Source organism: Pseudoduganella sp. jia 12 (genome assembly GCF_055502675.1).
Genome location: NZ_JBUXKP010000003.1, coordinates 524,189 through 544,646 on the forward strand (window position 1 = coordinate 524,189; position 20,458 = coordinate 544,646).

Here is a 20,458-nt window from a genome sequence, read left to right on the forward strand (position 1 = left end):
ACGACCCACGCACTGAAAGAAATCGATGAAACAGCCGTACCTTCTCGCATGCCTGGCCGCCACGGGCGGCATGCTCATGCCTGCCCACGCCCAGGTGGCCTCCCCCGCTCCTGCTCCTGCTCCTGCCAGCCTGCCTGGCGACAATTCCCCGGCAGCCGCCGCGACCGTGGTCATCCATGGCACGGTACCCGGGGATGGCCAGCGCGCCGGCAACCTGGCCACCGGCACCGGCGGCTCCGTGATGGATGTGCCGTTCGCCGTCAACAGCATTGCCGGCGAACGCGTGCGCGAACAGGCCGGCACGTCGCTGCAGGATGCGCTGCGCAACGTGCCGGGCGCGCAGGCCGACTCCGGCTTCAATGGCGCGCACACCCAATTCTTCATCCTGCGCGGCGCCGTCGCCGACAGCGGCACCGGGTCGAACCGCGTGCTGCGCGACGGCGTGCGCCTGTCGAACTATCCGTATGTGCCGGCCTTCGTCGAGAGTGTCGACGTGCTGCGCGGCCCGGGCGCCGCGATCGGCGTGCGCAGCGAGCCCGGTGGCACGGTCAACATTGCGACGCGTCAGCCGGCCATGCGCGACACCGCCGCGATACTGCTGTCGGCCGGCGAGCATGCCGCGCGCGAACTCACCGTCGACGTCAACCGGGTACTCTCGGCGCAGGACGAACTGGCCGTGCGCATCATCGCCACCCGATCCGATGCCAGCGAGTGGCGGCACGTGCCAGACCGCCTGGAAGGCGCGAAGCTTGCGATCGCCAAGGGTGGCGGCCAGCGCTATCACCTGCGGGCCGGCTTCGAGGCGACCAACCAGACCTACCGCCCCGACTATGGCGTGCCCGCCGCGGGTGGCCGGCCGGTCGCCGTGCCGCTGGACCGCCAGTTCGGCGAACCGTTCGGCGACTCCACCACGAACAACCGCATCGTCGACCTGCACGGCGATGTCGCGTTGAACGCCGATACCCGGCTCGCCGTCGACATCACCCACCTGGAGGCCCATTCGACGTCCATCAAGAACCTGCTGAACGGTTCACCGCTGCCGGGACAGCCGGCCGGCACCTATGCGCGGGTGTCCGCCTGGGAACCGGATACACGGCGCCGCATCGATTCGGTGGCCACGTCGCTGGCCAGCCGCCAGCGTTTCGGCGGACTGGCCCATCGACTGTTCTTCGGGCTCGATTACTACCGCGAGACGCTGGATCAACCGTCGCTCGCCGTGCCCGCCAGCACCAGCCCATCCATCAACGTGTACGCGCCGGTCTACGGCCGGGTCGTCGCGCCGCCCGCCGGCGCCGTGCTGGCGCGCTCGCTGACGACCCAGGATCTCGAGGCGGTATCCGCATCGCTGCAGGACCAGGTCGATGCCGGCGCCTGGTCGCTGGTCGCGGGATTGCGCTATACGAACCAGGATTTCGTCTATGGCGGCGCCGGGGTGCGGCCCGTCGCGGAATCGCGCTGGTCGCCCAAGCTGGGGGTACTGTACCGGGCATCGCCCACGCACACCCTGTATGCCAACGCGGCCACGGGCATGTCGCCGAACCAGGTGGCGTCGTCGTCGAACCAGTCGCTGGCCTCGCGCACTGCCCGGCAGGCCGAAGCGGGGTGGAAGGCGCTATGGGCCGGCGGCGGCGCCGTCAGCGATGTCGCCGTGTACCACCTGAAGCAGGCCAACATGATCTCGGCCGACCAGGGCACGCCGGCGAACAACTTCGACTTCACGCTCGACGGCTCGGCGCGCTCGCGGGGGCTGGAAGCTTCGCTGGCGGGTTTCGTCACGCCGCGCCTGAACGTCTCCGCAACCTATGCCTACACGGATGCAAAGTACCTCGATAACGCGGTGTACGGCGGCCGGCGCGTGCCGAACGTCGCCCGGCAGTCCATGACGCTGTGGGGGCAGTACCGCTGGGACGATGCCTGGCGCACCGGCGCCGGCGTTTACCTGCAAGGCCGCCGTTTTGCCGACGAGGCCAACACCACCACGCTGCCGGGCCATGCGCGGCTGGACCTCACGCATACGTGGACGACGCGCTTCGCCGATGGCGGCGAACTGGACGTGCAGCTCGCGCTGCGCAACGCCCTCGACCAGCGTTACTACGTGTCGAGCCACCTGCACGTATCGCGCTGGATCATGCCCGGCGAGGGCCGGAACGCCCGCGTGACGGCAGCTTACCGGTTCTGACGATGGCAAGGGACTTCAATGTCTACTACAAGAAGGTGCCCACCGGCGACTCCTGCACGCTCGACCATTCCGCCATGACGTACGTGTACGACCCGGAGGGCCATCTGCGGCTGATGCTGCGGCATACCCAGACCGCCGGCGCGCCCGCCGCCGGGCATGGCGGTGGGCACGGCCACTGATACCGGTGCCGCCACGCCCGGCGGGCGAATTCACAGCGTCAGGTTCAGCGAGACGTAAGCCGCCCGTCCCGGCCCGGACGAATACATGGGTTGCGCCTGGCCGGCGGGCCAGAAGAACGAGTCGTACCATACGTATTCATACTTCCGGCCGGCGATGTTCTTCACCTGCAGGTCGATGCTGGCCCGCTCGGACAGGCGGTAGCGCACGCTGGCGTCGAACAGCACGAAGGCACCGTGCTTGCCCTGCCCGTTCGGGCTGTCGATGAAGTAACTGCCCTGCGAGCGGCCCTGCAGGCCGAAACGCAGGCTGCGCGAAGCGCGGTACTCGGCGCCTGCCGTGGTGATGTGGCGCGGCGTGGAAAACACTTCCTTGCCCGCCAGCGATGCGCCACCCGCCGTGAAAGCTTCGAGCACTTCGGCCTTCTGCAGCGAGTGCGATACCCACAGGTCCAGCCGGTCCGTCACGCGGCCGGATACCTGCACGTCAAGCCCCTGCCGGCGCGTTTCGCCCAGGCCGACGGTGGTGCCCGTGGCCGGCATGTTGGCCACCTCGCCCGTGGCATCCTGCCGCCACGCGGCAAGCCGCATTTCGGTGCGCGGCGCCGGCTTGAACCTGACGCCGATTTCCGTGCCCGTGTTGATCGAAGCGTCGAACGCCGCCTGGCCCGGCGCGAGGTAGGCTGGCGTTCCGGAGCCCGTCAGCACCTGGAATGTGCGGCCCCAGTTGGCATACAGGCTGACGCCATCGGTCACGCCGTAGACCATGCTCAGCTTCGGCTGCCTGATCCAGCCATAGTCCTGCAGCCGCGCCGTGCCGCCCGCCATCAGCGAGCTGTGGCCGGAGAATTTGTCGACACGCATGCCCGGAATGATCTTCAGCCCGGCGGCGGGCCGGATGATGGCCTGCACGTAGGCGCCGACATTGTCGAACGTGTAGTCGTCGTCGTTCTGGACGAGGACAGGTGTGCCGAATTCCGTCGGCAGCGCGTAGGCAAAGCGGGAACGGCCATACCGGTTGTCCTGCTGCTCGGTGTTGATGCCGCCATCGAGCGTGACGGTGTCGCTGACACGCCAGGTGAGGTTGCCAAGATAGCCCACCTGGCGTTCGTCCCACTGGCGGCGCTGGCGCGGCGCCGAACCTGCGGGATTGCTGGTAAAGGTGACCCGCCGGTCGTCCTCGTAGCGGTTGTAATAGATCCGGTTGCTGAAGAACGCATCGGGCGAGATCTGCCAGTCCAGGTGCAGGCTCGCCTGCTGCATGTCGCGTTCGCTGCGGTCGTTGGCATTCTTGGCCGGCGACTGGCGGCGGTCGGCGGCCAGTTCGGCCGCCGTCAGGAATCCCGGTTCGCCCGCTTCATGCCTGTAGACGCGCGCGACCAGGCCGGCCTTCACTGCCCGGTTGGCCGACGTGACGAACCATTTGCCGCCCACCGAGTACTTCTCCGACCCCGTGCCCCGGAATTCATCGGAATCCTGGCGGGCGACGAAGTAGTTCTGCGCGAAGCCGCCCTCCTCGCGGCCGATGGCCACCTGCAGCTCGCGCGTGTCGTAGCTGCCGTAGGTAAAGCGGCTGTTGGTGTAGTTGCCGCCCTGCCGGGTGCCGAAGTCGATGTTGCCGCCGATATTGTGCAGGCCGTGGCGCGGGTCGTTGGTGCCGCGGACCACTTCGATATAGTCGATCTCGAGCGGGAAGATCATGTCGATGAAGCGCTGGTTGCCGCTGTTGACATTGCTGGGAATACCGTCGATCAGCACCTTGATGCCATTGATGTAGCCCTCGCCGTTGAAGGCGCGGAAAGTGGCCTTGCCGGACTCCGCGCCCATCCGCGTTTCCGTCAGCTGCACGCCGGGCAGCTGGCCGACCAGCTCCCAGCTGTTCATGACGTTCTTGTCTTCGACCTTGTCGGCACCGAGCACGTCGACCGATGTCAGGATGCTGTTGCTCAGCAGCGGGCCGCCGCTGCGCTGCGCGCTGATGCGCACTTCGCCCATGACGACGGCGGTATCCTCCGCATGGGCCGGTGGAGCGAGCAGCGGCGCGACCGCGGCGGCCAGGAGGGACAGGCATTGCTTCTTCACGCGCGAATTCCTTTCGATTGGAGCGCTCGACCGGGCATCGATGGCCGAAACTTCAATAATGATATCTCATTCTCATTAGTAACGGCAATATCCCGTGCGCCATGCCGCTGCACGAAGTCCGTCATTCACGCATGTTTCAAGGGTCTGGTTTTGCAGAAAAAGATCACCACACTGCCATCGCGGCCGCTTCTCGCGGCCATTCTTTCACTGCTGTGCGCGCAGGCGGTGGCCGCGCCGCATGCCGACATGCTGCCTGCCCCGGCACCGTGCTTCTGCCCCGGATGCCAAACTTCTTCCGAGTCCGCTCGTACGTGATCTCGCCTTTTTCTACCGCACTGATCACCCCAAGTTCGAAAGCCAGCGTGAAATCACGCTGAGCACGCTTTCTTTCTGTTGCCATCGCGCTCTGGTCAAATAAGGCGAACTACGACAACCCATTGCAGGACGGGACAGAACAAACAAAAAAGGCCACCCGCAGGGGTGGCCTTTTTTATCTATTCATGGCGGAGAGGGTGGGATTCGAACCCACGGATGGGTTGCCCCATCGCTTGATTTCGAGTCAAGTACATTCGACCACTCTGCCACCTCTCCTGGTGGTACCTGCAGCACGCTGACTCGGCGCCCTGCATTCTTGAACTGCACAAAGGTTTGTTGCAACTCAAGAGGCACGATTTTATCGTAAGGCTTGTTCCGCGTCAAATCAGGAAGATGATATATCTGCGTCAGCCGTGCCGGCATTGCCACCCCTGCCCGCAGGCTTCAGGCAAGGGGCCAGTACGATCGCAACAAGGAGCAGCGTCAGCACGACGAGCATGCTCAGTCTCAGCCCGACCTGCTCGCCGACAAAGCCCAGCAGCGGAGGCCCGCCAGCACGGTCGCCAGGCCCGCAATGATCGCGCGGCCCACGCCGATGGTCGCGGCGATCCTCGCGACTACCAGGATGCCGCCCATCGAGCCGAGCGAAAAGCCGAACAGGATCATGCCCATCTGCGCTGTTGATGCGCGTAGCACGTCGCGGATGGCCGGGGTGCGGACGATACATGAGGCCATTGCGAAACCGAAGATGACGAAGCAGCAGAACAGGGCGCGGCGGAGCGTGAGGAGGTTGGGCATGGCGCAGGGAGTAATCGAAAGCGCAAATCCTAATCAGCGGAACCAGCGCCAGCGAGAAGCACTGGCGAGGCCGCTGCGAAACAGCGGCAGATGGGCGATTCGAAGAGCCCAGGCCTGGCAGGGCCTGGTCTTCGAATCCCACCCTCTCCGTCCGTCCTGCCGGCCTCGGCGAAAGACGAGGCATGCGCCGCGCGCCCATGGCGCGCGAGGCCGCTGCGAAGCAGCGACAGATGGGCGATTCCAAGAGCCCAGGCCTGGCAGGGCCTGGTCTTCGAATCCCACCCTCTCCGTCCGAATAAATAAAAAAGGCCACCCGCAGGGGTGGCCTTCTTTATTTATTCATGGCGGAGAGGGTGGGATTCGAACCCACGGATGGGTTGCCCCATCGCTTGATTTCGAGTCAAGTACATTCGACCACTCTGCCACCTCTCCATTCCCGCATCGCTGCGAGAGGCAAGATTATAGCAGCCCGAAAAGAAAATGGAAGGGCTATTTTCAGAAGCCCAACTCAAGCTTTCAACGCGAGGCTTGCAGGTGCGTCAGGCCGCCCATGTAACCGCGCAGCACTTCGGGGATTTCCACGCTGCCGTCGGCTTGCTGGTAGTTTTCCAGCACGGCCACCAGCGTGCGGCCCACGGCAAGGCCGGAGCCGTTCAGCGTGTGCGCCAGTTCCGGCTTGCCTGCGGCGTTGCGGAAGCGGGCTTGCATGCGGCGGGCCTGGAAGGCTTCGCAATTCGACAGCGAGGAAATCTCGCGGTAGGTGTTCTGCGCGGGCAGCCACACTTCCAGGTCGAACGTCCTGGCGGCGGCAAAGCCCATGTCGCCGGTGCACAGCGACAGCACGCGGTAGGGCAGGCCAAGCGCCTGCAGGATCGTTTCGGCCTGGCCGACCATTTCATCCAGCGCCTCGTACGATTTTTCAGGATGCACGATCTGCACCATCTCGACCTTGTCGAACTGGTGCTGGCGGATCATGCCGCGCGTGTCGCGGCCGTAGCTGCCGGCTTCCGAGCGGAAGCATGGCGTATGCGCCGTCATCTTCAGCGGCAGCGTATCGGCCGGGATGATCTCGTCGCGCACGGTGTTCGTCAGCGTCACTTCCGACGTGGGGATCAGGTAGAAGGTCTCGCCCTCGCCTTCCACGCCGCCCTTCTTCACCGAGAACAGGTCGGCTTCGAATTTCGGCAGCTGGCCGGTGCCGTACAGCGAATCGGCGTTCACCATGTAGGGCGTGTAGCACTCGGTGTAGCCATGCTTGTCCACGTGGGTGTCCAGCATGAACTGGGCAAGCGCGCGGTGCAGGCGCGCGATGCCGCCCTTCATCAGCGAGAAGCGCGAGCCGGTCAGTTTCGTCGCGGTGTCGAAGTCCAGGCCCAGCGCGGCGCCAACGTCCACATGGTCTTTCACTTCGAAGTCGAACGTGCGCGGCGTGCCGACCTTGCGCACTTCCACGTTGGCCGATTCGTCGGTACCGACAGGCACCGATTCATGCGGCAGGTTCGGCACCGCTTGCAGGAATGCCTGGAGGTTTTGCTGCAGGGTGGCCAGCGCGATTTCGTTGTTCTTCAGCTCGTCGCCAATACCGGCCACTTCCGCCATCACGGCGGAAGTATCTTCCCCTTTGCCCTTCAACATGCCGATCTGCTTGGACAGCGCATTGCGCTTGCCCTGCAGTTCCTCGGTACGCGTCTGGATCGCCTTGCGCTCGGATTCCAGGGCGGTGAAACCGGCAACGTCCAGCTGGAACTTGCGGGTCGCCAGGCGGGCGGCCACGGTGTCGATGTCTTTACGGAGAAGTTGGATGTCAATCATGGGGGAATCGCGGCAAATGTCGAAACCGCAATTGTACCAAGTAGACGCTTCCTCCCTGGAGTTTTACGCCCTCGCGGCGCGTGGCCCCGGCGGGCCGACCGCCTTACATCAATTCGGCTTTCTCGGCGGGCGTCAGGCGCTTGGCGGCGACCGTCACGACCGGCATCTGGACGTCCGGATGGATGAACAGCGGACGGTCGGCCGATACGATCAGCGGCTGGGTTTCGCTGTCGGCGATGGCGGCGCAAACACCGACAGCCGCAACGGTGAAGAAGATGACTTCCATGTGTTTCAGTGCATTCATGATGGGCTCCGATGGTGGTTGTCGTTCGATGGCTTGACCGGGGGGCTGTTGATGACTCCCGGGATGTTTGTACTGTACCTAAAGCCGTTCTTCGGCTCCATCGACGTGCGACGAAGCGCAAAAAACGCGGCATGGAATGCGTTAAAACCGGGCGAACATGGCCTGACCCGGATCACAGCTTAAGCCGCGAAGCGCGTCATCGCCAGCGCGAACGTAACGAAACATTTGAGGTGTATCAGAAGGGCTACTGAACAATCGGTGGCAAACGTTTTCACCACCGATTCGACGCTTTAGCGGAACGGAGTGCTCGCCATTTCACCCACGACGCCGTGCCATGTCCGCACGGTCCAGCGCTTCACCAGGTCGTGCCTCACGCAGCGATCGGCGGCCACGAACGCTTCCGCGATGGCCGGTGTAGCGATCGTAAACACCAGCTGGGCGATACCGCCCACACCGGCTGCGTGGTCCGCAATCGTGCGGGCAGGCAATTGACTTGCTATTACACTCGGGAATGAACCTCCCCTGACAAGCAACAAAGTGATGACGCCCGATACTGCTCTCCCCCTCATTCCCGATCGCAGCCCGGACGGCCGGGACGCCAGCTTCCTCGACGGTGGCAGCGACATGGCCATGCTCATCCGCTCGCTGGACTGGTCGCGCTCGCCGCTGGGGCCGATCGAAGACTGGCCACAAAGCCTGCGCACGACGGTCAGCCTGTGCCTGGCGTCGAACTTCCCCATCAACATCATCTGGGGACCGGGCAATGTACAGATCTACAATGATGGCTACCGCATCGTGTGCGGCGAAAAGCACCCGGCATCGCTGGGCATGGACTACAAGGAATGCTGGGCATCGGCATGGCCCGCCATCGGCGAGCCGTTCGAGCAGGCGCGCAAAGGCGAAACGTCGTTCCTGGAAAACGTGCGCATGTTCCTGTTCCGGAACGGCTACCTGGAAGAGACCTTCTTCACGTTTTCGCTGAGCCCGATCCGCGACGAGACCGGCGGCATCGGCGGGCTGTTCCACCCGGTGACGGAAACCACCGCCACCATGGTGAGCGAGCGCCGCACGCGCGCTGTGCGCGACCTGACCGCGCGCCTCACGCAAGCGGTCACCACCGACGAGGTGTTCCGGCTGACCATCGATACGCTCGCCAGTTTCGAATTCGACCTGCCATTCGTGCTGCTCTACGAGCCCGATACGGCGTCGACAGGCAAGCCGGAGCCCTCATACCGCCTGCATGGCCATCACGGCATCGATGCCAGTGCCTCCCTCGCACCGCAGGTGCTGTCGCTTGCACAACCGGGCGGCTGGCCGGTGGCGGAACTGATGGACGACATGACGGCGATCCAGGTGACGGACCTGCGCAGCCGGATCGGCACGCAACGCTGCGGGCCCTACGACGAGCCGCCCGACGTGGCGTTCGCCATCCCGATCCGGCGGCATGGCGCGGATGCGCCGGTGGCCCTGTTGATGGCAGGCGCCAGCAGCCGCCTGCCCCTGGACGACGTGTACCGCGGCTTCTTCGACCTGCTGGGCGCCGCGTTTGCCGCCGCCCTGACGCGCGTCACGGCCTACGAGGAAGAACGCAAGCGCGCCGAGTTGCTGGCGGCGATCGACCGCGCCAAGACCGTGTTCTTCTCGAACGTGAGCCATGAATTCCGCACGCCGCTGACGCTGATGCTGGGCCCCCTGGAAGATGCGCTGGCCGGCACGGGCAGCAGCGACGAACAGCGCGAACGCCTGGTGCTGGCGCACCGTAATGCGCTGCGCCTGCTCAAGCTCGTCAATTCGCTGCTCGACTTTTCGCGTACCGAAGCGGGCCGCGCGGCCGCCCGCTTCGCTCCCACCGACGCCGCGGCACTGACAGCGGAGCTGGCATCCAACTTCCGCTCCGCCTGCATGCAGGCGGGCCTGTCGCTCGACGTGGATTGCCCGCCACAGCGGGAGTCGGCCTGGATCGACCGCGACATGTGGGAAAAGATCGTGCTGAACCTGCTGTCGAACGCGTTCAAGTTCACGCTGCAGGGCGGCATCCGGGTCACGCTGCGTTCCGGGGACAATGGCCTCGAACTGACGGTGGCCGATACCGGGGTGGGCATCCCCGCCGACGATGTGCCGCGCATCTTCGAACGCTTCCACCGCGTCGAAGGCCAGCATGGCCGCTCGGTGGAAGGCACCGGCATCGGCCTGGCGCTGGCGCGCGAACTGGTGCTGCTGCACGGCGGCACCATCAACGTGGACAGCCAGCATGGCCGCGGCACCACGTTCACGGTGCGCATCCCGTTCGGCCGCGCGCACTTGCCACCCGACCAGGTAGGCAGCGAGGCCAGGGAGTCCGACATGCCCGCGCTGGCCAACACCTATGTCGAGGAAGCGCTGCGCTGGCTGCCGGAGCGCGCCGGAACGGGCGATGCCGGCAATGCGGATGCAGTGCCCGACCAGCCCCGTGTCATCCTGGCGGACGATAACGCCGACATGCGCGAATACGTCACGCGCGTGCTGCGCGAAGGCGGCTACCAGGTGCGCGCCGTGAGCAACGGCGCGGCCGCACTGGCTGCGATTCGTGGCGGCCCGCTGCCCGACCTGGTGCTGAGCGACGTGATGATGCCGGACATGGATGGCTTCGCGCTGCTCGCCGCCCTGCGCGCCGACCCTGCCACGGCTGGCGTGGTGATGGTCCTGCTGTCGGCGCGTGCCGGTACCGAAGCGCGCGCGGAGGGCCTGGCCGCGGGCGCGGATGACTACATGGTCAAGCCATTCAGCGCGCGCGAGCTGCGCGCCCGCGTGGACGGCGCCGTGGCGCTGGGCCGGCAGCGCCGCGAAGCCGCTCGGCGCGAACAGGCACTGCACGTGCAGATGGAAGCGGAACGTGGCCGCATGGCACTGCGCGACAGCGAGGCGCATCTCACGTCGCTTTACGAACAGACAGCGGCTGGCGTGGCCGAAGCGAACGCCAGCGGGGTACTGGTGCGCGTCAACGACCGCTATTGCGAGATCGTCGGCCGGCCGCGCGAGGAACTGCTGGGCAAGCACTTCAACCGGCTGGTCGATCCCGAGGACCGGGCCGAGAATGAACGGCGGATGACGGCCGGTTCGCCATTCGAACTGGAAAACCGCTACCTGCGCCCCGATGGCAGCACCATCTGGGTCACGAAGGCCGTGACGCCGATCCGCGACGAGACGGGCGGGGTCGCCAGCGTGCTGGCGGTGGTGCTCGATGTCACGCTGCGCAAGGCCGCGGAGGCGGAACTGCGCGCCGAGAGCCGGCGCAAGGACGAATTCCTGGCCATGCTGGCCCACGAGCTGCGCAATCCGCTGGCGCCGATCAGCGCGGCGGCCGCGCTGATCGGCCAGGCATCCCTGGACGAGGCCAGGCTGAAGCAGACGAGCCATGTGATATCGCGGCAGGTGCGGCACATGACAGGCCTGATCGACGACCTGCTGGACGTGTCGCGCGTCACGCGCGGCCTCGTCACGCTGGAAACCAGCTTGCAGGACGTGAAGACCGTGGTGGCGAACGCCGTGGAGCAGGTGCGCCCGCTGATCGAATCGCACCGGCACCATCTCACCATCGACCTCGCCCCCTCGCCGGCCTGCGTGATGGGCGATGCGAAGCGCCTGGTGCAGATCCTGACCAACCTGCTGAACAATGCCGCCAAGTACACGCCGGCCGGCGGGCGCATCGCATTGCGCACCCTCGTCGACGACGGGCGCGTGCTCGTGCTCGTGGAGGATAACGGCATCGGCATCGCGCCCGAACTGCTACCGCACGTATTCGAGCTGTTCGCCCAGGCCGAACGCACCCCCGATCGTGCCCAGGGCGGGTTAGGCTTGGGCCTCGCGCTGGTGCGCAGCCTCGCGGAGCTGCATGGCGGCTCCGTGCATGGTGCCAGCGGCGGTGCTGGCCAGGGCAGCACGTTCACGGTGTGCCTGCCGCGCGCTGCCGAACGCCGCGACCAGGAGGAGCGCGAGCATATCCAGGCCATGCCGGCGGCGCGCAGCGGCCTGTCCGTGATGGTGGTCGACGACAACGTGGATGCGGCGGCGATGCTGGCGCTGCTGCTCGAGGCGACGGGCTATCGCGTCACTGCCGTGCATGACCCGCTGGTGGCGCTGGAGCGCAGCCGCACGCTGCGCCCCGACGTGTGCCTGCTCGATATCGGCCTGCCGGGCATGGACGGGAACGAGCTGGCTTGCCGGCTGAAGAAGCAGCCGGAAACCGCGCGCACGACGCTGATCGCGATCACGGGCTATGGCAAGGAGCAGGACCGTCGCGCGGCCCTGGATGCAGGCTTCGATCACCACCTGGTCAAGCCGGTGGACTTCAAGGAGCTGGCGGCGGTGCTGGAGACGATCCGCTGCCCCTGAGTCTCCCGCACCGCGCTCGGTGCCCCCTGCTCAGCGCACCGGCGTGCTGGCCTGCTCGCCCACCACGGTGTGCCATTTGCGCACGGTCCAGCGCTTGACGAGGCCGTGTTTCACGTAGGGATCGGCGGCCGCGAACGCTTCCGCGATGGCCGGCGTATCGATGGTAAAGACGAGCTGGGCGATATCGATCGGCTCGCCGGCCGCGCCGGCCAGCAGCAATTCGCCGCGCGCGACGGCATCCCACGCGAGCTTCAGGTGCTCGTCGCGAAATTCGCCACGGCGTTGCAGGTAGTCGTCGGCCAGCTCATAAGTTAGCAGGTAGTGCATTGGTGCTTTCCGTGGATGTGGATGCGCCGAGCCAGTCGAGCACGATCCGGTTGAAGGATTCGGGTTGGCGCAGCATCGGCCAGTGATCGGTTTCCATCGCCACCACCTTGCTGCCGGGCTTTCCCTGCAGCTCGGCTGTCCACGCGGACGAATGGAACATCACCGGCTTGCGGGTGCCGTAGATGAACAGCATCGGGCACGTGGGGCGGAAGGGGTGCACGCCCTTGTACTTGCCGGTCCAGGTCGAGTAATACGGATAGTTCTTTTCCGGCGTGAGCGCCTCGGGCGCGATGGGAACGCGGGCCATTTTTGCAAACGAGCGCGTCATCGATTCGCCGATGCCGCCGCCGATCTTCCATGCCGCCGCCAGCCACAACTGGTAAGCGACGATGCCGAGCTTGCCCTTCATGCCGATCTCGTCCAGGTGCGCTTTCGAGCCGCCATCGCCGATGTCCACGCCAATCACACGGGCCACGAGTTCCGGATGGCGCTGCGCGAACTGGTAGCCGAACAGGCAGCCCCAGTCGTGCACGAGCAGCGTGACAGGTGTTTCGGGGCTCGTCTGGCGGACGACCTGCTCGCACAGTCCGATCAGCTCATCCAGCGAATATTCCCTGCGGGGTGCGCCGGTCTCGAAACCAGGCCAGGTGAAGCGCACGCAGCGGAAGTATGGCGAGAAGGCGGCGACTTGCGGCTCCCACATGGCGGCCGTGTCGGGCCAGCCGTGGAGCATGACGATGGTGTCCGGGCCAGCGCCGTCGATCAGGCACTCGATACCCATGACCGACTTTGTCTTCATCAAGCTACCTCCCCTTTGACCATATCAACGCGAATATATCATGCATTATTTCGCCCCTCTGCTAACTGAACTGCCGGAATAACCCGCCAGAAACGATCGTATCCAACCAGATCCGCCACGCCAGCGGAATCAATATCTGGCGCAGAGCACATCACAGCAATCCGCAAGGCCTTTCAGCGCAGAGCGATGCCGCGGATTTCGTGAAATAGCCCAATTCGGCTACGGCGCCTGTCGCCGCTTCGCACCGCATTCTCCTCCATATATGGTCCAGGTACGGTGGCCCAGGTCGCGGAAGCGTGGCTGCCAGGCTGGATGAATCGTGCATCGGTCTTCGTCCGCGCCCGCCCCTGGCAATAACATGACGCGCTATCGTTACTTTTACACCGGCGTGACATCGCGCGTGCATCTCACTGTCAAAATAGAAGTTAATAAAAAAATGCATGCGAATTGGATTTGAATACGGTTCCCGTCCTGGAGATGTTCAATCGGGCACGGCGACATCACGAAGGTGGGCTTTACCCGGAAAGATGATTTGTCCTAATATGATTCCGGCCGGATGGCCGGCCAGCCTAACGGAGACGATCATGATCAGACTGACTGTTGGCATTTCCCTTGCATTCGTGTGTACCGCAGCACTTGCAGTGAGCAGCCCCCGCTATGAAGTCGTTATCCTGCCGGACCAGGGCCAGAGCCACGCCGTCAACAACCTCGGCGACGTTGTCTACACCCATGACACACCGGGTGGTGGCTGGATCGCCGCGATCACGAACGGAAAGCAAACGCAACTGCTCGGCACCCTCGGCGGATCGAGGAGTGTCGCTTTCGATATCAACGATCGTGGCCAGGCTGTGGGCTGGTCTGACACTGGCGTGGGCGAAACCACGAATGCATTCCTGTACAGCAATGGCGTCATGCGGAATCTCGGCAGTCTGGGCGGCGAAAGTACCTCTGCGCTCAAGATCAATGAAGCGGGCACCGTTATCGGCAGCGGCTATCTGGCCAACGGAAACCAGCGTGGCTTTATCTACACTGAAAGCGCCGGCATGGTAATGCTCGGCACACTGGGCGGAGAGAGCAGCGCCGTGTACGACATCGACGAAGAAGGACGGGTGCTCGGCGCGTCACAGGACGCATCCGGCGAATGGCGCAATTTCATTTACGAAAATGGGAACATGACCGCCCTTCCCGTCTATGGCGACTTCCAGCTGTACGGGTTCGCGCCGGAAGGTGGCTATTACGGTACTTACTACCCGGGCCTGGGAGGCCTGGCATATATCGTGCGGGACGGGATCGTCACCGAATTGCCGGAAATCGGGGGGATCAATGCGATCAATGCGCACGGCTATATGGTAGGGCTCGATCGCGACTTTTCCATGGGACTACTGGGTACGCCGGATGGCCAAAGCCATACGCTGGACGAAATCGTTGACGAAGCGGGATGGACCTCCTTCCATCCACTGGACATCAACAACAATGGCCAGATCGTCGCCCGCTCCTGCAAGGTATCGGCAGGTTGCTTCTGGACACGGCTCGATCCGGTTGCAGAGGTGCCGGAACCGGCGAGTTACGCCATGTTTGGCGCAGGCCTGGTTGCCGTCGGCTGGGTCGCCAGCCGGCGGCAACGCAAGACCGGCGCGTAAAGTGTCGAGTGGGCCGTCACTCCCCGCCAGCCTGGCGGTCCAGCTCCCGCAACCACGTCAGCTTCTCGGCAATCTTGCTCTCCACCCCGCGCGGCACGGGCTTGTACCAGCGCGGCTCGGGCATCCCGTCCGGCAAATACGTCTCGCCGGCCGCATAGGCATTCGGCTCGTCGTGCGCATAGCGGTACTCATGCCCGTAGCCCAGCTCCTTCATGAGCTTCGTGGGTGCGTTGCGCAGGTGGACGGGCACCTCGCGCGACTTGTCCTTCTTCACGAACGCCATGGCGGCATTGAACGCGTTGTAGCCGGCATTGCTCTTGGCGGCGATGGCGAGGTAGACGACGGCCTGGCCCAGCGCCAGCTCGCCCTCGGGTGAGCCCAGCCGCTCGTAGGTTTCGGCGGCGTCGTTCACGATCGTCAGCGCGCGCGGGTCGGCCAGGCCGATATCTTCCCACGCCATGCGCACGATGCGGCGGGCCAGGTAGCGCGGGTCGGCGCCACCGTCGATCATGCGGCAAAACCAGTACAGCGCCGCATCGGGATGCGAGCCGCGCACGGACTTGTGCAGCGCCGAGATCTGGTCGTAGAAATTGTCGCCGCCCTTGTCGAAGCGGCGCGCGTTCAGGGTCATCGCGTTCTCGACGAACTTGCCGTCGATGTGCGCGATGCGCGCGGAACGGGCCGCCGTATCGGCCTGCTCGAGCAGGTTCAGGAAGCGGCGCGCATCGCCATCGGCAAAGCCGACCAGCGTGTCGATGGCCACGTCGTCGAACGTGAGGCCCGGCAGCGCGGACGATCGGGCTTTTTCCAGCAATTGCCGCATCTCGGCATCCGTCAGCGATTTCAGCACGTATACCTGCGCGCGCGACAGCAATGCCGAGTTGACTTCGAAGCTGGGATTTTCCGTCGTGGCGCCGATGAACGTGACAAGGCCCGATTCGACGAACGGCAGCAGCGCATCCTGCTGCGCCTTGTTGAAGCGGTGGATCTCGTCGACGAACAGGATCGTGTGGCGGCCGAACTGGTCGAGGTTCTGTTGCGCCTGCTCCATCGCGGCGCGAATGTCCTTCACGCCGGCAAACACGGCGGAGAGCGCGATGAACGCCGAATCGAATGCGTTCGCAGTGAGGCGCGCCAGCGTGGTCTTGCCCACGCCGGGCGGGCCCCACAGGATCATCGAATGCGGCTTGCCGGCCTGGAAGGCCAGGCGCAGCGGCTTGCCTTCGCCGAGCAGGTGCTGCTGGCCGATCACTTCGTCCAGCGTTTTCGGGCGCAGTGCCTCGGCAAGCGGTTGCCGGGGCTCGGCGGAAAAGAGATCGGCCATCGGTGTGCTTATTGATTGATCACTATTGAGTGGCCACTATTGATTGACCACGTCGGCGCCCTTCGGCACGTCGAACTTGAAGGCGGTGGCGCCCAGCGACGGGTTCTTCTCGAACTTGCGGAACGCCAGCGTGGAGACCTGGCCGAAGTTATCCTTCAGTTCCATCGCTTCCGGCTGGCCGTTCTTCAGGCCGATCGAGATCAGCTCGAAGCTCGTGTCCTTTGCCTTCGGCACGGCCTTCAGCCATTCCAGGCCGTCGCGGGTACCCGCCTCGGACAGCGTGAAATTCTTTTCCAGGTCGTTGGAGCCGAACAGGATCGCGGCGGGCGAAGAGCCCAGCGCGTCGCCGAGCTTCTTCACGGTGACCTGGTTCAGGTCCTTGTCGTAGATGTACAGCTGGTCGCCATCGGCCTGCAGCACCTGCTCATACGGCTTCTGGTAGGTCCAGATGAACTTGCCGGGGCGGGCAAACACGAAGGTGCCGGTCGATGGTGCCGACGTTTTCTTGGCGCCGTCGACGTTCTTCGTCAGGGTCTGCGTGAACTCGCCCCTGGCGGACTTGGTCGAACCCACGAACGACTTGAACTGGTCCAGCGCGGCGGCATGTGCGGTGCCGGCAAACGACACCGCCAATGCTGCGGCGATGATGAAACGATTCATACGCTGACTCATTTGCCGATTCATTTTCTTGTCTGTCATTCTTATCCTTGTTCTGCGGAAGCGGCCGGCACGAGGATATCCCGGTTGCCGTTCGATTGCATGGCCGAGACCACGCCGCTGTTTTCCATCTGTTCCAGCAGGCGCGCCGCGCGGTTGTAGCCGATGCGCAGGTGGCGCTGCACCAGCGAGATCGACGCGCGGCGGTTCTTCAGCACCACCTGCACGGCCTGGTCGTACATCGGATCGGCTTCGCCGCCGCCCTCGCCGGCCGCCGCGCCATCGGCGCCGCCGCCCTCGCCTTCCAGCGTTCCGCCTTCGAGGATGCCTTCCACGTAGTTCGGCTCGCCCTGTTCCTTCAGGTGGGCCACCACGCGGTGCACCTCGTCGTCGGACACGAACGCGCCGTGCACGCGGATCGGCAGGCCGGTACCGGGCGGCATGTACAGCATGTCGCCCATGCCCAGCAGCGTTTCGGCGCCCATCTGGTCGAGGATGGTGCGCGAGTCGATCTTCGACGACACCTGGAACGCGATACGCGTGGGGATGTTCGCCTTGATCAGGCCCGTGATCACGTCCACAGATGGGCGCTGGGTCGCGAGAATCAAGTGCAGGCCGGCCGCGCGCGCCTTTTGCGCGATACGGGCGATCAGCTCCTCGACCTTTTTACCGACCACCATCATCAGGTCGGCCAGCTCGTCGATGATGATGACGATCGTCGGCAGTTTTTCCAGCGGCTCCGGCGCGTCCGGCGTCAGCGAGAACGGGTTCGGGATGTGCTGTTCCTTTTTCGCCGCATCCGCGATCTTGGCGTTGTAGCCGGCCAGGTTACGCACGCCGAGCTTCGACATCAGCTTGTAGCGCCGCTCCATCTCGTTCACGGCCCAGTTCAGCGCATGGCCGGCCTGGCGCATGTCGGTGACCACCGGCGCGAGCAGGTGCGGAATGCCTTCGTAGACGGACATTTCCAGCATCTTCGGGTCGATCAGGATCATGCGCACGTCGTGCGGATCGGCCTTGTACAGCAGCGACAGGATCGTGGCGTTGATGCCCACCGATTTACCGGAGCCCGTGGTACCGGCCACCAGCAGGTGGGGCATCTTCGCCAGGTCGGCCACCACCGGCTTGCCGGCGATATCCTTGCCCAGCGCGACGGTCAGCGCCGAGGCGCTTTCGTTGTACACCTTCGAACCGAGGATCTCGGTCAGGCGCACGATCTGCCGCTTCATGTTCGGCAGTTCCAGCGCCATGTAGTTCTTGCCGGGAATCGTTTCGACGACGCGGATCGACGTGAGCGACAGCGAACGCGCCAGGTCGCGCGCCAGGTTGACGATCTGGCTGCCCTTCACGCCGGTGGCGGGCTCGATTTCGTAGCGCGTGACGACGGGGCCCGGATAGGCGGCGACGACTTTCGCTTCCACGCCGAAGTCCGACAGCTTCTTCTCGATCAGGCGGCTGGTGAATTCCAGCGTTTCGATGGACACCGTTTCCTGCGCCGGCGGCGGCTCGTCCAGCAGCGCCAGCGGCGGCAAATCGGTATTGTCGATGTTCTGGAACAGCACCGCTTTTTCGCGCGGCAGTTCCGCTTCCGTGAACAGCGACGGCTGCTTTTCCTTCGACGGCCGTTCGGGCTTTTCGACCGGCTCGGCCTTCGGCACCACCACCATCTGCGGCTCCACCTTCAGCGGCAGGATCTCCGGATGCTTCTCCTCGTGCTTGACGCGTTCCTTGACGACGACTTCCTCGCGCTTCACGGTGGCCGCCGCGCCCTGGCGGCGGTCCTGGCGGTCTTCGTAGCGCAGCACGACCCAGTCGATCGCCGTTTCGATGCCTTGTCCGATGCGCTCGGCCACCGTCAGCCACGACACGTGGAAGAACAGTGAAATGCCCATCCCCAGCAACAGCAGCAGGATCAGCGTGGCGCCCGTGAAGCCCAGCCCCACGTGCGCGGCATGGCCGACCAGCTGGCCCAGCACGCCGCCCGGCGCGCGCGGCAGGTCGACCGGCAGCGAGTACATGCGCAGGTATTCCAGGCCCATGCTGCCGGTCAGCAGCAGCACGAAGCCGATCAGGCGGATGATGGCTTCGTGGCTGTGCTCCTCGTCTTCTTCCTTCTCCAGCACGAACTTGTTCGTCAGCCGGCGGTAGCCGCGCCACGTGAAGCGCACCAGGTAGACGCAGAACCACCAGGCCGAAAAGCCGAAGATGTACAGCATCAGGTCGGATAGCCAGGCGCCGCCGCGGCCGCCCAGGTTCTTCACGTCCGGTACCAGGCTGGCATGCGACCAGCCCGGGTCGCCTTCATGGTAGCTGGCCAGGATCAGCACGAAATACAGGCAGGCGAAGGCGAGCGCCAGCCAGCGCGCCTCGGACAGCAGGCGCACGAGCCGGTTCGGCAACGGTTGTCGTTCGGTTGCCGTGCGCCGATAGGAATTGCTCGTCTGTTGCGTGGTTTTGCTCATTGCTGCTTTGGGTGAATGCGGTAAGCGGCGCGGGGGAGTTGCGCCAAGGGAATTGTTTCTATTGCGCTTATTTTAAGGCATCCGGGCCTCTTCCGGCCTCCCGATTCAAGAAAGCGGGGGTTCGCATATAATCCTGTTTTGCTTGACCGAACCACTTGTGCGTTTCGGCAAGGCCTCCATATAAGGCTCGTACCCTCGAAACGGGGGGCGTACCCTTATCCAGGGCATATACCAATATTTCGCAGAGAAGCTTTCATGACCACTACCAAACATGCCCGCGTCCTGATCCTTGGCTCCGGCCCCGCCGGCTACAGCGCCGCGGTGTACGCCGCGCGTGCCAACCTGAAGCCGATGCTGATCACCGGCGTCGAACAGGGCGGCCAATTGATGACGACGACGGACGTGGAAAACTGGCCCGGCGATCCGATGGGCGTGCAGGGTCCGGAGCTGATGCAGCGCCTGCTGCAGCACGCCGAGCGTTTCAATACCGACATCGTGTTCGACCATATCCATACGACCAAGCTGGATGAAAAACCGTTCCGCCTGATCGGCGATGCCGGCGAATACACGTGCGACGCGCTGATCATCGCCACCGGCGCATCGGCCCAGTACCTGGGCCTGCCGTCGGAGGAAGCGTTCATGGGCCGCGGCGTGTCCGCCTGCGCCACCTGCGACGGCTTCTTCTATCGCGGCCAGGAAGTGGCCGTGATCGGCGGCGGCAATACCGCCGTCGAGGAAGCGCTGTACCTGTCCAATATCGCCACCAAGGTCACGCTGATCCACCGCCGCGACAAGTTCCGCGCCGAACCGATCCTCGTCGACCGCCTGATGGCCAAGGTTGCCGAAGGCAAGATCGAACTGAAGCTGAACCAGAACCTCGACGAAGTGACGGGCGACGACAGCGGCGTGACGGGCCTGACCTTGAAATCGAACGATGGCGAGCTGTCGAAGATCACCGTGCACGGCCTGTTCGTGGCGATCGGCCACAAGCCCAATACCGGCATCTTCGAAGGCCAGCTGGACATGCACAACGGCTACCTGAAGACGCGCGCCGGTACCGAAGGCATGGCCACGGCCACGTCGGTCCCCGGCGTGTTCGCCGCCGGCGACGTGCAGGACCACGTCTACCGTCAGGCCATCACCAGCGCCGGCACCGGTTGCATGGCCGCGCTGGACGCGCAGCGCTACCTGGAAGCACAGGAGTAAAGCCAT

The 20,458-nt window shown here is 64.7% G+C and carries 14 protein-coding genes, 2 tRNA genes and 2 pseudogenes; 5 read left to right on the top strand and 13 right to left on the bottom strand.

Annotated elements, in window-relative coordinates:
• Window positions 1-25 precede the first annotated feature (25 nt).
• Window positions 26-2,179, top strand: a complete 2,154-nt coding sequence (locus tag ACY65G_RS08425) for a TonB-dependent receptor (protein ID WP_464996907.1) — start codon at window positions 26-28, stop codon at window positions 2,177-2,179.
• A 2-nt stretch (window positions 2,180-2,181) separates the two neighbouring features.
• Window positions 2,182-2,358 (top strand): annotated as a pseudogene (locus ACY65G_RS08430) (hypothetical protein); the annotation flags it as partial.
• A gap of 30 nt (window positions 2,359-2,388) precedes the next feature.
• On the opposite strand, the gene ACY65G_RS08435 reads toward ACY65G_RS08430, so the two are convergent.
• From ACY65G_RS08435 to ACY65G_RS08470, 8 genes and pseudogenes are all read right to left on the bottom strand, one after another.
• Window positions 2,389-4,437 (bottom strand): TonB-dependent receptor, encoded by a 2,049-nt coding sequence (locus ACY65G_RS08435; protein ID WP_464996908.1) that lies wholly within the window; start codon window positions 4,435-4,437, stop codon window positions 2,389-2,391.
• Window positions 4,438-4,699: 262 nt separating this feature from the next.
• Window positions 4,700-4,837 (bottom strand): annotated as a pseudogene (locus ACY65G_RS08440) (IS3 family transposase); the annotation flags it as partial.
• Window positions 4,838-4,938: 101 nt separating this feature from the next.
• Window positions 4,939-5,028, bottom strand: a tRNA-Ser gene (locus ACY65G_RS08445).
• A 231-nt stretch (window positions 5,029-5,259) separates the two neighbouring features.
• Entirely contained in the window at window positions 5,260-5,550 is a 291-nt protein-coding gene (locus tag ACY65G_RS08450) for a hypothetical protein (protein WP_464996909.1), read from the bottom strand.
• A 342-nt stretch (window positions 5,551-5,892) separates the two neighbouring features.
• Window positions 5,893-5,982 (bottom strand) — tRNA-Ser (locus ACY65G_RS08455).
• A gap of 84 nt (window positions 5,983-6,066) precedes the next feature.
• The gene (serS, locus tag ACY65G_RS08460; RefSeq protein ID WP_464996910.1) at window positions 6,067-7,362 is read right to left on the bottom strand and encodes a serine--tRNA ligase; all 1,296 of its coding nucleotides are present in this window, start codon (window positions 7,360-7,362) and stop codon (window positions 6,067-6,069) included.
• Window positions 7,363-7,465: 103 nt separating this feature from the next.
• The gene (locus ACY65G_RS08465; protein WP_464996911.1) at window positions 7,466-7,666 is read right to left on the bottom strand and encodes a hypothetical protein; all 201 of its coding nucleotides are present in this window, start codon (window positions 7,664-7,666) and stop codon (window positions 7,466-7,468) included.
• Between the two features lie 290 nt (window positions 7,667-7,956).
• Entirely contained in the window at window positions 7,957-8,154 is a 198-nt protein-coding gene (locus ACY65G_RS08470; protein WP_464996912.1) for a YciI family protein, read from the bottom strand.
• Window positions 8,155-8,206: 52 nt separating this feature from the next.
• On the opposite strand from ACY65G_RS08470, the gene ACY65G_RS08475 reads away from it, so the two are divergent.
• Complete coding sequence (locus ACY65G_RS08475) at window positions 8,207-12,037, top strand: ATP-binding protein (protein ID WP_464996913.1); 3,831 nt, start codon at window positions 8,207-8,209, stop codon at window positions 12,035-12,037.
• Window positions 12,038-12,067: 30 nt separating this feature from the next.
• Here ACY65G_RS08475 and ACY65G_RS08480 read toward each other — a convergent pair whose 3' ends face one another.
• Together ACY65G_RS08480 and ACY65G_RS08485 are read right to left on the bottom strand one after the other, a co-directional pair.
• Window positions 12,068-12,364 carry a YciI-like protein gene (locus tag ACY65G_RS08480; RefSeq protein ID WP_464996914.1) on the bottom strand — a complete coding sequence of 99 codons (297 nt, stop codon included), beginning with the start codon at window positions 12,362-12,364 and terminating at the stop codon, window positions 12,068-12,070.
• On the bottom strand, window positions 12,342-13,163 hold the full coding sequence (locus tag ACY65G_RS08485; RefSeq protein WP_464996915.1) for an alpha/beta fold hydrolase: 822 nt from the start codon (window positions 13,161-13,163) through the stop codon (window positions 12,342-12,344). The genes ACY65G_RS08480 and ACY65G_RS08485 overlap by 23 nt, the downstream gene beginning before the upstream one ends.
• Window positions 13,164-13,747: 584 nt before the next feature.
• Between ACY65G_RS08485 and ACY65G_RS08490 the strand changes: the two genes are divergently transcribed.
• Window positions 13,748-14,803: a PEP-CTERM sorting domain-containing protein gene (locus ACY65G_RS08490; RefSeq protein WP_464996916.1), complete on the top strand. Its 1,056-nt coding sequence runs from the start codon at window positions 13,748-13,750 to the stop codon at window positions 14,801-14,803.
• A 16-nt stretch (window positions 14,804-14,819) separates the two neighbouring features.
• Here the strand turns inward: ACY65G_RS08490 and ACY65G_RS08495 are convergent, their stop codons facing one another.
• Genes ACY65G_RS08495 through ACY65G_RS08505 form a run of 3 tightly spaced genes read right to left on the bottom strand, consistent with a single transcriptional unit; the run spans window position 14,820 to window position 19,246 of the window.
• Entirely contained in the window at window positions 14,820-16,127 is a 1,308-nt protein-coding gene (locus ACY65G_RS08495; protein WP_464996917.1) for a replication-associated recombination protein A, read from the bottom strand.
• A gap of 36 nt (window positions 16,128-16,163) precedes the next feature.
• The gene (lolA, locus tag ACY65G_RS08500; protein ID WP_464996918.1) at window positions 16,164-16,799 is read right to left on the bottom strand and encodes an outer membrane lipoprotein chaperone LolA; all 636 of its coding nucleotides are present in this window, start codon (window positions 16,797-16,799) and stop codon (window positions 16,164-16,166) included.
• 29 nt (window positions 16,800-16,828) lie between these two features.
• Complete coding sequence (locus ACY65G_RS08505; RefSeq protein ID WP_464996919.1) at window positions 16,829-19,246, bottom strand: DNA translocase FtsK; 2,418 nt, start codon at window positions 19,244-19,246, stop codon at window positions 16,829-16,831.
• 255 nt (window positions 19,247-19,501) lie between these two features.
• Here ACY65G_RS08505 and trxB point away from each other — a divergent pair, with 255 nt between their 5' ends.
• Complete coding sequence (gene trxB / locus ACY65G_RS08510) at window positions 19,502-20,452, top strand: thioredoxin-disulfide reductase (protein ID WP_464996920.1); 951 nt, start codon at window positions 19,502-19,504, stop codon at window positions 20,450-20,452.
• The last annotated feature ends 6 nt before the right edge of the window (window positions 20,453-20,458 follow it).